Annotated in this window: 14 protein-coding genes, 1 pseudogene and 2 riboswitches; of the genes and pseudogenes, 7 read left to right on the top strand and 8 right to left on the bottom strand. The window is 39.9% G+C overall.

Annotated features, from left to right (window positions below):
* Positions 1–180: 180 nt before the first annotated feature.
* The 6 genes and pseudogenes from DESGI_RS07660 (at position 181) to DESGI_RS07645 (ending at position 3,400) form a co-directional block, all read left to right on the top strand.
* Positions 181–423 carry an HNH endonuclease gene (locus tag DESGI_RS07660; protein WP_006523959.1) on the top strand — a complete coding sequence of 81 codons (243 nt, stop codon included), beginning with the start codon at positions 181–183 and terminating at the stop codon, positions 421–423.
* Between the two features lie 179 nt (positions 424–602).
* Positions 603–749, top strand: coding sequence for a hypothetical protein (locus DESGI_RS24475; RefSeq protein ID WP_157872749.1), 147 nt, complete (start codon positions 603–605; stop codon positions 747–749).
* A 45-nt stretch (positions 750–794) separates the two neighbouring features.
* Positions 795–1,004, top strand: a complete 210-nt coding sequence (locus DESGI_RS26670; RefSeq protein WP_492207323.1) for a PIN domain-containing protein — start codon at positions 795–797, stop codon at positions 1,002–1,004.
* Between the two features lie 281 nt (positions 1,005–1,285).
* Positions 1,286–1,612: a UPF0175 family protein gene (locus DESGI_RS07655; RefSeq protein WP_006523958.1), complete on the top strand. Its 327-nt coding sequence runs from the start codon at positions 1,286–1,288 to the stop codon at positions 1,610–1,612.
* Between the two features lie 466 nt (positions 1,613–2,078).
* Positions 2,079–2,588: pseudogene (locus tag DESGI_RS07650) on the top strand (nitroreductase family protein); the annotation flags it as partial.
* A gap of 83 nt (positions 2,589–2,671) precedes the next feature.
* Entirely contained in the window at positions 2,672–3,400 is a 729-nt protein-coding gene (locus DESGI_RS07645; RefSeq protein ID WP_006523956.1) for a sulfite exporter TauE/SafE family protein, read from the top strand.
* A 451-nt stretch (positions 3,401–3,851) separates the two neighbouring features.
* On the opposite strand, the gene DESGI_RS07640 is transcribed toward DESGI_RS07645, so the two are convergent.
* The 7 genes from DESGI_RS07640 to DESGI_RS07605 all read right to left on the bottom strand — a co-directional run bounded on the left by DESGI_RS07640 (position 3,852) and on the right by DESGI_RS07605 (position 9,307).
* Positions 3,852–4,574, bottom strand: coding sequence for a DUF364 domain-containing protein (locus DESGI_RS07640; protein ID WP_006523955.1), 723 nt, complete (start codon positions 4,572–4,574; stop codon positions 3,852–3,854).
* A gap of 268 nt (positions 4,575–4,842) precedes the next feature.
* Positions 4,843–5,547: an ATP-binding cassette domain-containing protein gene (locus tag DESGI_RS07635; RefSeq protein WP_006523954.1), complete on the bottom strand. Its 705-nt coding sequence runs from the start codon at positions 5,545–5,547 to the stop codon at positions 4,843–4,845.
* Positions 5,540–6,316 carry an ABC transporter permease gene (locus DESGI_RS07630; RefSeq protein ID WP_006523953.1) on the bottom strand — a complete coding sequence of 259 codons (777 nt, stop codon included), beginning with the start codon at positions 6,314–6,316 and terminating at the stop codon, positions 5,540–5,542. Before DESGI_RS07630 ends, DESGI_RS07635 begins: the two co-directional genes overlap by 8 nt.
* Complete coding sequence (modA, locus tag DESGI_RS07625; protein ID WP_006523952.1) at positions 6,313–7,086, bottom strand: molybdate ABC transporter substrate-binding protein; 774 nt, start codon at positions 7,084–7,086, stop codon at positions 6,313–6,315. Before modA ends, DESGI_RS07630 begins: the two co-directional genes overlap by 4 nt.
* Positions 7,087–7,160: 74 nt before the next feature.
* Positions 7,161–7,586 carry a hypothetical protein gene (locus DESGI_RS22995; protein WP_006523951.1) on the bottom strand — a complete coding sequence of 142 codons (426 nt, stop codon included), beginning with the start codon at positions 7,584–7,586 and terminating at the stop codon, positions 7,161–7,163.
* A gap of 63 nt (positions 7,587–7,649) precedes the next feature.
* A riboswitch (molybdenum cofactor riboswitch) is annotated at positions 7,650–7,767 on the bottom strand.
* A 53-nt stretch (positions 7,768–7,820) separates the two neighbouring features.
* Positions 7,821–7,942: riboswitch (molybdenum cofactor riboswitch) on the bottom strand.
* 304 nt (positions 7,943–8,246) lie between these two features.
* On the bottom strand, positions 8,247–8,765 hold the full coding sequence (locus DESGI_RS07610) for a DUF3231 family protein (protein ID WP_006523950.1): 519 nt from the start codon (positions 8,763–8,765) through the stop codon (positions 8,247–8,249).
* Positions 8,766–8,788: 23 nt separating this feature from the next.
* Complete coding sequence (locus DESGI_RS07605) at positions 8,789–9,307, bottom strand: hypothetical protein (protein WP_006523949.1); 519 nt, start codon at positions 9,305–9,307, stop codon at positions 8,789–8,791.
* A 582-nt stretch (positions 9,308–9,889) separates the two neighbouring features.
* Between DESGI_RS07605 and nudC the strand changes: the two genes are divergently transcribed.
* Positions 9,890–10,690: an NAD(+) diphosphatase gene (gene nudC / locus DESGI_RS07595; RefSeq protein ID WP_006523948.1), complete on the top strand. Its 801-nt coding sequence runs from the start codon at positions 9,890–9,892 to the stop codon at positions 10,688–10,690.
* A gap of 111 nt (positions 10,691–10,801) precedes the next feature.
* Here the strand turns inward: nudC and DESGI_RS07590 are convergent, their stop codons facing one another.
* On the bottom strand, positions 10,802–13,255 hold the full coding sequence (locus DESGI_RS07590; RefSeq protein WP_006523947.1) for a cyclic nucleotide-binding domain-containing protein: 2,454 nt from the start codon (positions 13,253–13,255) through the stop codon (positions 10,802–10,804).
* Between the last annotated feature and the right edge of the window lie 247 nt (positions 13,256–13,502).

Below are 13,502 nucleotides of genomic sequence, written 5' to 3'. Positions count from 1 at the left end.
AATTGCCTGGTTGACAGCATTTGAAGAAAATCCTTACGAATTGGAATCTCAATACTTAGATTTATTTAGAGATAGTTATGGGGTGCTTCCTTTTGCCAACCTTCAGGGAGGCCGTAAAGCAAAGGGTATTACCAAAAGGTCTGTTGGATAAAAACATTAAGAATAGATTGAGGGGATACTATGAAAAAAATTAATAAACGGCAAAAATTACGGATGGAGCTTTTTATTAAACAATCAGGGAAATGTTTTTATTGCGGTGAGATGATGCAGATTAGCAGTTTGCAGAAGCCTTTATACGCCACTTTTGATCATGTATTTCCAAAATCGAAAGGTAGAAAATGGACTAAAGACAATTTGGTGCTATGTCATCAAAAATGCAACCAGATTAAAGCCGATAAAGTTCTCAATTTCATCACTGTGTAACACTTGTTTTTAGTACACATTTTAAGACTGGCAGGCATCAAGTACCGCCTTAAGACGGGGGACGCAGCTGCGACCCCTCGCGCGCTACCGTGCGCGACCTTCTGCCAGGTGCGGAAGGTTATTGAGCATAAAACCATCACCCACAAAAAAATAAACACATCAGGTAGACCCGGAGGGAAGTGGAAGCTTACGCCCGGGATGAGTTAAAGGGCGTATTCCTTTGGGAGCATAGCCTGGGTATGGTTAAAGCTGCCGAGGGGGCAGCGGCTGCTTATCCCCAAATTGGCCTGCTTATAATAGAAGAGCTCTGTTGTCGTTGTCCCTAATTACAGGATATGGTATAATTTGCGTAACCTCGAAATTACAAGCGGGTGAAAACTTTGCCTGAATACATAGCTGACTCGTCATTTCTAATCTCACTGTCAAAGATTAACGGCCTCCAATTTATTAAGCTATTACCCGGGCTCGTGTTTTGCCCGGATGAGGTCTACGAGGAGGTTGTTGAGATAGGGGATTACACCGGGGGTATGCCGATGCGTTTATTATCAGCCAGGAGGTCTTTTTGCCCGAGCCCCCGTTAGTAGCAAAGTTAACAGTATCAACTCGTCTTCAAACAAGAGGAATATCGCCGGTGGTTGATAAGGTTTTATCTCTGGCCTTTCAACGCGGAGCCATCTTATTGACTGACGACAGAAGATTGCGTAGCAAGGCTCTTCCACATCAACCTCAAAACGCATAATTCACCGGAATTCCTGATTTATTACCTTAATTATGACAGTCTAAAATCAGCCCTTGATAGTTTAGTTAAACATAATCGGCTTGATGGGAAGGCCGCTAAAATTTATCTGGAGGCTAAACAACAATGGGAAAAAAAATAAAAATAAACACTGAATTTGATCCAGTGCTTTTAAAAAAGCTGGACGCTTACGCTTCCCAAAAGTATCTTGATCGTTCATCCGCATTGCAACAGTTGGTTTCGGTTGCATTACGCGAAAATTACAAAAAAGAGGCCATCCAGGCTTATCGCGAAGGTCGGATGACCATCAGACAGTGTGCCGAGATGCTGGGAGTTGATTATTTCGAGATGAACGAGATTCTTCAATCAGAAAAAGTAAACATCATCTCGGAACCTTTTCAAAAATCGAAAAAACTGCTCGATAATTTGCAAGGATCCTTTGACCCTAAATAGTAAAGCCATTAGCTACGCGCGATGGTTTGTCGTCCCACATACCCACCCCACGTACAGGCTGGTGCACGCGTTAGTTTATTCTTTGCCACCGGTGGGGCGTCGTGCCGCCCCGGCGAGAAGACCGCGGCTGCGGCCCCACGCTCGCTACCGCGTGCGCCCTTCCGCTAGGTTGCGGAAGCTTATGCACCAAAATAATATCAGCGGACTTTCTTACCTCGAGACAATTTAAAGCTGTGCGGATAAAGTATAGTCCCGTCTCCGACACCAGAAAATGCCCGATATAACGGGGATTAAGGCCGAACGTGAAATTAACACGTTCGGCCTTTTTGTTTCCGAACGTACGCGTAAAACGTATGCGTAAAAAACGTATCCCATTTAGAAACCACGCGTGTCCTGTAAGTAAAACTACAGGAGGTTACAATCATGGCAAGACGATGCTCCTTACGCCTGGGACCAGGCATGGCATTTTACAGTAATACAAAACAAGGAACTGCTGGACAGACTAAATCTTGCAGCTAAAGAAGCCGCGAAACAAATGGATATGGAACATTTAAGGAAACTAGGGAATAATGTGCAGTTCAATTGTTTGTACGGTTCACCGACACTGATAATAGTATCTGGCAATGAGCAGGCTCCCGTACCCCTGGAAGCGGATTGTGCCGCTGCTACTCAGAACTTGTTGCTCGCTGCAGAGTCAATCGGGCTAGGGTCGTGCTGGATTTTCTTTGTATTGTTAGCGTTTAATTCACCTCAAGGTTCCGAATTGCGAAAAGAACTGAAAATACCCGAGGGCTACAAGCCTTATTATTCAGCTGATTTTGGGTATAAAAAAGCTGCGGTTGTTAAAGCGTCGGACTATCGCGGTAACATGCCCCGTCGCCCCGGCATAATAGACGATTATATTAACACCCCCACAAATAAAAAAGACGCCCGTAGGCGTTTCTTAAATAGCTTCCTCTCTGGCCTCCCCCCGTGAATACGGCTCTATTGCGTATCAGCTTTGGAATGTGCAACAATAGTGACGTAACTAGTAAATATAAAAAAAGAAGGATTGATACCGTGGACAACCAGTTTTGCATATATACTTTGCTGTTCCTAGGAGGTTTTATTGCCGCAGCAATTTCGGGTGCCGCTGGTTTTGGCGGGGCATTATTATTACTTCCGCTTTTAACAAATACTCTAGGGACAGCGTTGGCTGTACCAGTTCTTACCGTAGCCCAACTCATCGGTAACATCTCACGAGTTTATTTTGGTTTTAAGCAAGTAGATTGGAAGCCTGTTAAAGTTTTTGTTTTAGGTGCAATACCAATGGCTATTCTTGGTTCTTTTTCATTTGTTACGGCACCAAAAGAATTAATTACCAGGCTTGTTGGTTTAGCTATCATAGCATTTGTTGTATTAAAGCAATTTAACATTTTGAAGTTCCAACCCAATGACAAAATAGTGTTCTTGGGTGGGTGTATTACAGGATTAATATCTGGCTTAGTTGGTAGCGCAGGACCAATAGGTGCAGCATTATTTCTCTCTTTAGGTCTCCCACCAGTATCCTATATTGCCAGTGAAGCGACAACAGCAGTAGCGATGCATATAACTAAAATTGTTATATATCAAAAATTCTTAGATATTGGTTTAAAAGGTTTCGAAATTGGGTTATTCGTTGGCGTTGCTATGATTCTTGGAACATGGGCAGGGAAAAAAACAATTGAAAAATTACCTAAAGAACGATTTATAAAATTTGTTGGAGTTTTGTTAATACTAATAGGCCTACATATGCTTATTTGGGGTTAATATAGTCGTAATTCAATTTCTGCACATCATAAACAGGCGGCGACGTAATAACAATTATATCCAAGACAATTCCTCTACCGTCCTGACGAGGTCGTCCTGGTTCGGCAGCGTATATCGAGTAACCATCTTCTTGTATACTTCGTATCATTATATGCCAACAAATGGCAGTATGCCTCCAAAAGGATTAAGTAAAAAAAGGAGCAAAATTATACAGCTCCTCTGTGCGTTATTTATCTCATTATAGCCATAGATTACTCAAATAAAATGCTCTTACGTTATCTTAAAACAAAACAGTTTACAATGGAAAGTCTTGTATTAATATAAATATAGTTCATTTTGGAATGTAAAAGGTGATTAACTATGATGATAATATTAGGCCCAAGCAATAAAAAAGTCCGGGAGCTTTTTTAGCTGCCGGGCTGTTTAATTATAAGTCCTTATGTTCGCAGGTCTAACGCTTTATTGCTAAAAGCCTCACGCAATCTTTAAGCTGCCTAAAGATCGCCCCTTCTGAAATCTTTTTCAGGGCATCTTCTACATTTGTTACAACGGAACCTAAAACCATATCCACGCCATAATCAAACCATACAGTAGATATCGGTGTAGTAGGGCCTAAAACCATAACGAAACTACTTTTTCTGCAATAAGAAAGCAAATCATCCATTGTTCCATTTATTAAAGCAGTTCCGGTTATGGCTACGATATCGGCCTGAGGTATAATCTCTGACGCTTTTTCCGCAGGCTCATCTCCCTCAATGGGACGCTTCTCTAGTACCCATAAAGAAGAGGCTACCTGGCGGATTTTCTCTATGAAGGGAAAGTGTCCTACTATGGCCACCTTTTTATTCCCTGCTTTTTTCATCAATACGCTCCCTGCATTAATTTCTACACAACGGTTTAAGTCAACCTGCAAAATAGAGTTAATTGCCGAGCAAGCTATACATCTCATCATGTCGCTTTCAGAATTAACTTCTTGCACCAATTCCCATGCTGTCTTTTCAGTGAGCTTGCCAGCATCAGGCGCAGGAACCCGTTGGTGGTGCCCATGAGCAAACATGGATGAAGCAAGACCACACCTTTGACTGACAACCGCGGTCCAAAAAGGACCAATTCGCACTTCTTTAACGGCAGCATCATCGTCCAAGGTGGAAATAATATCTTCCAGAACCGGCATTATACTCAACCCCTAGTCATTTATTGGTATATCTGCTTATTATTATAACATAAGCTAAAGCACTTCCCCTTGGCTTCCTTATTTTTTCTTTCCTCAATGAGTTTCCTTGATCCGTGAGCCGAATTAGTTTTGCATATGTACGACCACCATTTACCTATGCAACATTGCGGTATGTTCACCTGCGTGACTCATCTTGCCTGTGGTTTTAGTTTAACAAAATATGGCTTTCCCATCTTATAACAAACGGCAGCCAGGATAATTATAACGCCTATGAAACCGCCGTTCCGGCCGGCATAAAGGAATTTAGGTAATTGTCCCTTATCATATCAAATGCCATACGGGCAGAACTAATTTCCATCACCTTTCCCCCAATCATTACCGCAAAGCTATCCCCCACAATTTCGGCTTCCCGGACGTCATGGGTAACATACAGCACAGGTATTTCGTGACTCTTGAATACATCTCGAAACTGAGGTAACAAGTTTTCTTTCGTTGCAGCGTCAATATCGCTTAGCGGTTCATCGAGCAGTATGACCTTGGGTTCGGAGGCTAGTGCCCGGGCCAAAGAAACCCTGCTTTTAAAGCCACCGCTCAACTCTTTGGGTTTCTTTTTTAAGATGTCCGCCAACCCGAGCATTTCCGCCACCTGCGCCCCTGCATCTTTCGAACCCCGCCCGTTTTTAACTGAGTAAATAATATTATCCCATACAGTTAGATGATTAAACAAAGCGGGATGCTGAGGTACGTAACCTACCCCACGTTTTTCAGGCGAAAAATTTGTTACAATTTGCCCGTTAATTTTCACCTGACCTCCGTCACCTTTGATTATTCCGGCAATAATTTTAAGCAAGGTGGATTTACCGCTACCGTTAAGTCCGATAATCACCTTGATTTCGGAACCAACCTTGAGCGTAACTTCTTGTAGTACCGCCTGTTCTTTGAAATATTTGCTAATATCAACAGCTTCAAGCATATTTTCGCCTCCTCGCATTAAAAATACTTAACACAACAACGATGGTCAGGGATAAAACAATACAGAAGGCGCTGGCTGTAATAGCCATCTCAAGCTCACCTTCCTCAACCTTGGTAAACACATAAGAAGCTAGAACCTGGGTACTGCCCGGAACGTTTCCTCCGAACATAATAACTGCCGCAAATTCACTTAGCGAGCGAGCGAAAGTTAAAACAAAGCCGGAAAACAATGCTTCCCCCAAAGCAGGGACAACGACGTGTAAATATGCCTTTTGCGGAGTATCGCCCAGTGTACGGGCCACTGCTATAATTTCGGAGTCGATTTGATCCACTCCGGAAGCAATAGCCCGCGCTGCCAGGGGGTAGGAGACGAAAAACATTGCCAACACAACTGAAATGAGCATAAAAGCCAGACCGGTATTACTTATAAAGCCAAAGGTATTCCTGCCAAAGGCCAGGAGCAAAGCAAGACCTGCCACTGTGTGGGGCAGCGCTATAGGTAAATCATTCATAAGATTGGCCAATCGATAGATAATGGTATTTTGCGCAAAAAGGTGATAATAGCCAAATCCCAGGGCCAGAAAAGAACCGAGCAAAGCTGCAGCAAAAGCTGCAATAAGGGTGTTTTTGACGCTGTCCCAGAAGTAATAGTCAGTTAAGGTTTTAACTGTCCCTTCGAAGTTAAGATGCCCTAAAAGGGCAACCATTGGGTAGACAACCAGGAGCAGAAATAGAGGGAGAAAGATTACACCGATTATATCTCTTTTCATTCTTGGTACGCCTGCCATCCCGCTTGAATAAATTCATCTATATTTTCATTGGCACAATCCAAGAACTTTTGGGCCAGCATTTCGTTGCCTCCTTTGATTGTCGCTGCTCCAAAGATAATTTCACCGGTATACTCCTGCGGTATTGTCTGCACGTGCTCCACACCAAACCCCTTTGCGACGCTGCTGAAGATTAATCCGGCATCAAGCTCGTCCTTCTGGACCATAATCGCCAGTTGGTTAACTGTGGAAGGACGCGCCTTTAAATTCCCGGTTTGGTTTAGCTGATCCCAAAGATCCATATTTTTCAGGGCTGTCTCAGCATAAACTCCGACGGGTGCATTAGGATCACAAATGCCCACCGTCACCCCCGGTTTATTTAAATCCTGGACGGTTTTTACTTTGGTTTTTCCTGTTTCGGAAACAATCAGCACCATATGATCTTGTAAAAACTTTTGCGCAGCAATCAAATTGCCATCATCTTCAATCTTATCAATGTATAACCAGTCGGCTGAAAAGTATAAATCACATGGTTGTCCTTCTTTAATTTGAGTATAAAGTCCACCGGATGGCCCGTAGTTGGGAGTAACTTTAACGCCTGTTTCTTCCTGAAAAGCGGTAATCACTTTCTCCATTGGTTTTTTCAACCCGGCTGCAACATAGACATTAAGCTGTTCTTCTTTGGTGCTGCACCCGCTTAATAACATTACCGACCCGGTAACAATAATGGCTGTCAAGGTACATAACAGTTTCTTAAGTACTTTGGTGAACATTTTCCCACTCCTATGCTATAAGTTTCTAGAGACCTGGGTACAGACAGTCTTAACCTATTGGGAGCAAACTCTTGTTAAGCTTTGTTTAAGAATTTTCTTTTTCTCTTAATGGTATTTTTCAGGCTCTTCCTGATGCAGGCAAGTTTAAGATTACCATTATTGTTAGTGACGACAGCATAGCCATTCTTTAATAACTTGTAATCGTATCTAGCCTCGTCCAATATAAAGTTGATAATTTTTCTTCTAACATTGTTTTTATTTTTTTCAACTGGATAGTAAAATAATATACTCCAAGATCCATCAAGGTTTTTAGTTTCAACCCTTACCAAGAGTCCGTTATCAGCCAAATTCGAATATACCATATAAGGGTCGAAAACTTTGCAGTCAAGCCCCCCCAGGCTATTACATATTTCTTTAAGTTCCACCTCTCTTTCATTATGTATTCCAGTAACCTCGCCACGCCTAAATAAAACCAGAAAGTCAGCAAGCTTATCTTTCATATTGTCACCCCCCATAAAACAAAAAACTTTGCCCATTGCAAAAAGGACAAAGCTTTATAGCTAAGATAAAGTTCGCATTCTCCTTTCCGCAATGGGAGGCACACCGGTTTCCCCATGCACCCTAACGGCCGGGCAACCATACTTTAGGCTTAGGTCACCAGGCTCGGAGACATATTTATTTGTTAAAAATAAAAACCCGGCATTGTGAAAATGGCAATGCCGGGCCTGTTCAATAATGGCCGGTAATCCTCTCCTTTCCACAATGGGAGGCATACCGGTTTCCCGATATACCCTGCCGGTCCGGTCACCATAACATCACGTCTGCAGGTGCACAAGACTCGGAGAATTTTTTTTAGTTATGCATTGGGTATAAAATATATCAAGTCTGCTAACAGTTTAAAATATTTGCAAAATAAAGTCAAGGGAATCTTTCTCAGCTGGAAGATAAGGACGACGCCATTGGATTCGTTTTATAATTAGAACAATTATCCTCGTTATTAAGCTATGTTTTTTCAATATATTATGAATTACACATTATATTAAATCAATACTAATCATTTCTAAAGAAATTCATCAAAATGAAAGAACAAATATGAGACAGATGAAACGTCCCCATGTCTTCTTCCCACCCATGTCTTCCCATGTCTTACTTTAACGAAATTATATCTTATAAATTGGTGGTTTCACTTCATAAGTTTTTAGCTTACCATATTCCAATAGCCCGTCATATAATTTTAATTCTTCTATTAAAAATGTTATAAATAGCTCCCTAATTTGTGGAGAAGTACTATGAATAAGGGCCATTGTATGAGTAGGCAAAAATGACTGAATACCTCTAAGGACGCGCCGGAAAATAAATCTATCTGTGATACCCTCTATATTTACTGTGGATTTCGTATATTTTGGTGGTCTATTGGGCAATGGTATCCCATATGTCATCATCTCTTTCTCCAACAACGATACATGTTTACCGAGGGTTTTTTTCCCAGAGGCAAGAATTATCTTTAAATCCGGATCGCTGGCAAAAGCCTCCAATAAACTTGTCAAATGGATTACATTATATCTTTGCACCAAGTGATTCCAGATATGAAATACCTCGCTAACATTTATCATCTTTTGTTTTTCCCCCGTAGACATAGCTAACCTACTTAAATTCTCCAAGTTTTTTAATATTTTCATATCTTGCTCCTTATATTTAAAAATTAGGCATTATATACAGGGGGTAAGTTTAAATAGCCCTTGATCTTGCCGTATTCAACAAGTAATTCATGTAATTCCATAGTTACGAGTAAGTGGTTTTTAATTGCTTTTCTAACTCTGGGTGAAGTGCTTTGCATAAAACCACTGGCAAGTATGGGGAAAAATGATTGGATACTTTCAAATAAGGTTTGGTATACATTGTAATCTGTGACGATCTCTAATATAGTAGTAGTATTGATACCGGCCGGCGGTCGAGTAGGAAAGGGAATACCATAAGACTTCATTATGGCTTCCATATCCACAATACCTGACTGCAGAACATCGACTACTCTACTTATAATAAATTTTAAATCTTTATCGTTAGTAAAGTTTTCAATAATCTGCACACTCTCCATAATATCCAGTTTCGCAACCAAAATGTCCCATACGTAAAATACCTCACTGACATTGATGTATTTCTGCTTCTCTTTTTGGGATTTACCGATCTCTTTTAACCTTTGGATTTTATCCATTATATCCATGTTAAACTATCCTTTTTATTTACCTAAATTTTTATATATTTTTGGTTTATTTTTTAAATTTATTCGTAATTATTTTTATATCACACCTCAACTGGACGTTTTTGTTTTAATTCTAATAAAGCCGGGTATAGATACCAGCATTCCAGGACCAGGTCCTGAGCAAAGTCAGCACCTCGCCAAAACCCATAAATAAAGAATAATTCCCGATATTTGCTGCGCTTTTCAGTACAGGTTGTCTGTGTTTAAGAAGAACTTGCCTTTGGAGAGCGGTCGGAGTGTCAATCTCTGAACACCGTACTCGTCAAAATATGGACATTATGAAACTTTAGCGATTATTATTTGTTTATTCTGACAATGTAAGTGACTAGTTGTTCATTTTTTATTGGTAATAATAATGTATAATATTTTTATCACGGCAATGGCAATGAAACCTACTCTGCCAGAATTGATGGTTAATTTAATCAGCGGTAAATAAAGATTAAGGGTAACCATAGTGGTCTTTTATCGGTGGTGTACGCTTCCAGTGCCTAAGATTTCCTAATTGCATAGTGTCTACATAAGGTTATAAAGGGTGATTAACGTATGTTATGGTTTGTGTTTTACGATAATAAACTGCTCATAAAGACTGATAATGATACTATTTCTATTCCAAACAAAAAAGATTTAACAATATTAGAAATTCAGCTAAAGAAAGAAATATATATAGGTACGTTAAATAACTCCCCTTGTTTTGCGGCGGAATTTACAGATGCTCCATCATCGCTGCCTGTTGGTTTTAATTATATAAGTTTAAGAAAATTGTTTTTTAAGTCTGTGGATGACATTTTTCGTGTAGCCGGGCGTGCGCATCAAATTATTAATTGGGTTCGCACACATCAATATTGTGGTAAATGCGGAGGCCCTATTAAAAATAAAGTAACTGAACTTGCCAGAGAGTGTCCCAATTGCGGTGTTAATATTTACCCACGTATATCTCCCGCCGTAATCATAGCAATAGTTAAAGGAGATAAAATATTACTGGCCAGAAACAAGAATTTCCCCAATAGCTTTTATAGCGTTCTAGCCGGTTTTGTCGAACCGGGAGAAACTTTAGAAGAGTGTGTACAAAGAGAGGTAAAAGAAGAAGTTGGAATTGAGGTGAAAAATATAAAATATTTTGGAAGCCAGTCCTGGCCATTTCCAGACTCACTTATGATTGCTTTTACTGCAGAATATGCTAATGGTGAAATCGTAGTTGATAATTTGGAGTTATCCCATGCAGACTGGTTTTCACGCTACAACCTACCCGCAAAAATTCCGGATAAAAAAACTATTGCCGGACGTCTTATAGAATGGTTTATACAACAACAAGGGAAGCACGGGAACGGTTCTTTTGCTTCCTAGGAAGCAAAAAGAACCGCCCCCCTACTTCCTCTTCCAAGAGCCCAAGGTAAAGGAAGGTTCGGAGTTTCCTGGTTCAGCTCGTAATTTCACCCCCAATGTGTAAATAAATAATTAAGATTTGTTTTGGAAACAAAAGAACCGTCCCCATGCTTCCCAAGGTTTTGATTTTTTTATTACTTTAACTTTAGTGCGAAGGAGCACCATAATAATTGCAAAAATCGTCAAAAGAAAACCAATTGAAATGGCAATCGTTGCTCCTACTGTGAAAGCAGAGACATAAAAAGCTTGATTTACCCCCGTAGTTGTATTAAAACCCAACCCAATAAAAATTGAATTTGCACCGGGTATAAAGCGAAGTTGATAAATAATATGTCCGGCTAAAACCAATGGAATTAGAGCAAAAACCAACTGTATCCGTCTAGATGTTGCCTTAGTTTTAAAAGGCTTAGCAATAAGCCAAGTAATCAAACCAGCACTAACTGCAGTTCCCCAGTAAGATATGCTGAACCATAAGCGCCATATGGAAACCGGCCATGTCGAATGCACTGCTTCAAAATAATAAAGCGGGATTAAAATAGCCAAGGTTACCCCAATAAAGATAGCATAACCTTGGTTAACTCTGACTAAATGCCACACTTCCCTGGCCGGAACCCGAAGATTTAATTGAACTGAACCATTAGGACAATTGCGCACACAATTGAAACAAAACTTGCAAGCGAGGTTATTATCAAGGTAAGGTAAATGTTGGAACATTGGACACCCGGGAGTACTTCCATTACCAACATAGCACTCGTGAGTCGTACATTTGTTAAGACAAACCGTGGGATCCGCTCTTATCTCAAGTGCCGAACCGATAGAAGCAGTACCCACAAATCCTCCCAGAGGACAAAGGTAGCGACACCATGTATGACGTGTAAAAATAATACCCGTAATTATTGCAAATAGTTGAATTGCCAGTAACAGTATTACAGTATTTATTGGACTGGATCGCATTCCAAAAAAAACTTCTGTCCAAAAGATAAAAACAAACAAAAAAGTAACAAACAGATAATCATACTTTTTTAGCAAATCTGGAACAGGTTTATTCAAGTGTAGTTTTTTTTGGACAAATTCCATGATAAACGCAAAGGGGCAAACTGTACACCATACTCTACCTAAAAAAGGTGAAATTATTGCTAAAGCAGGCCACCATAAACCCCAAACTATAATAAAAATAAATTTAGTCATAGCTACTTGGGGGGCCAGCAATAATAATAAAATTATGGATATAAAAATAATTGTAGAAATACGCTTGAACCAAGAAATAAGTTCTCCTTTTTTCAATATGTTTTCAATACTTGGCCATGATAGAAGATTAACTGTGCTTCCTATTTTTTCAGCAGTCGGACCAAAAAAGATATGCTCCAACCCAATTGTATTATCTTCAGCCAGAAAAAATGCCCTTTCTAGCACTTGAATCAACTCAGTTACATTTCCTTGCCGGTAATGATGTGAAAGAAGTAACTTGCTCGCTTCTTGATTGAGAACAGGGCTTCTCCTATTATGCTTAAGGGCTAATTTATCTAAAATACCCTGGGCTAAAATTGGGATATCTCTTTTTCTTTCGCGTAACGGCTGAATAGTATAAGTTTGGCCAAAGCACTCTCTTAATTCCGGTATAATCTTAGGGGACAATTGTTCCGGATTACCTTGTAAGCTAGCTACCACAAGACAGTTCTGCTTATTCATTTTTAGACATTCAGCCAATTTAAGCTGAGCTCTAGGGGAAATTTTATTGATTTCCCGTAACAACAATGTTCCTTTGCCGACTATTTCAAAAAAATTAAACGATACTGCAGGATCATCTTCATCAGCTTCAAACATCATGTCGCTCCACTGCTGATCAAAATAGCGACCATCAAGAACTATAAAAGTTGCTGCTTCCCCAAACCTGCGTTTATGTAAATACCAGGCCACCATTTGCCGGCCTGTACCTCGTTCACCAATTAAAAGCAAGTTTTCTTTTGTGCTAACCAGTTCATCAATTTTTTTTTCAATTTCCCTGGTCGTTCGAGCACTTCCCCAAATCCCGTAAAATTTATCCTTATAATGAGTTAGCTGCAAACTTAAACGCAAAAAGTCTTTATATTTAGCGTCCCATATTTCATGATTAGCATCATTTAAATTATGGTATAGATGCTCAATAAATTTTTGATACAGTTTAGGCCATCTTACGAGCATTCGAGCAAAATTTTCAGCATTTAATAATAAAACGCGGCAATTTTCTGTACACCGAACCGTCGTTGGTGCAGGTTTTCCAGTAAATAGAGAGAGTTCACCAAAAGCATCACAGGGACCGAATAAATTAACTTTCCAGGAATTAATTCCTTGCTTGGATACTAACGCTTCAGCCTTTCCTTCAATTAAAATATAATAATAGTGCTCCGTCTGGCCTTGCTTGATGATATCAGTACCTTGTGCATATTCTTGCCACTCAAAGTCATTCGCTAGTTCACTTATTTCTTGATTAGTAAGATCAGCAAAAAATCGAACCTTAGATAAATAATACACTTTTTCGGTATTCATTTAGATCCTCCATCGTCCAATACCATTATTTACCTTAACCCCCTGTTGAATATAACCTCCAAGGCGAGTTGACAGAAAATCGCCCACCATCTAAGTTAAGATAATGGAATTCCCGGCAGCATAGATTTTATTTATACAAAATTAAGGCAAAACCCTTCTTAGAAGATATTAATCAACTTTATATTATTCAACTTTTCTGGATACAGGATTAAACCCTTAATAGTAACCACAGCGGCTACTGCCGCTA

Source organism: Desulfoscipio gibsoniae DSM 7213 (genome assembly GCF_000233715.2).
Taxonomy (GTDB): Bacteria; Bacillota; Desulfotomaculia; order Desulfotomaculales; family Desulfallaceae; genus Sporotomaculum; species Sporotomaculum gibsoniae.
Note: the sequence above shows the minus strand (reverse complement) of the source record. Positions and strands in the feature narration are given on the sequence as shown.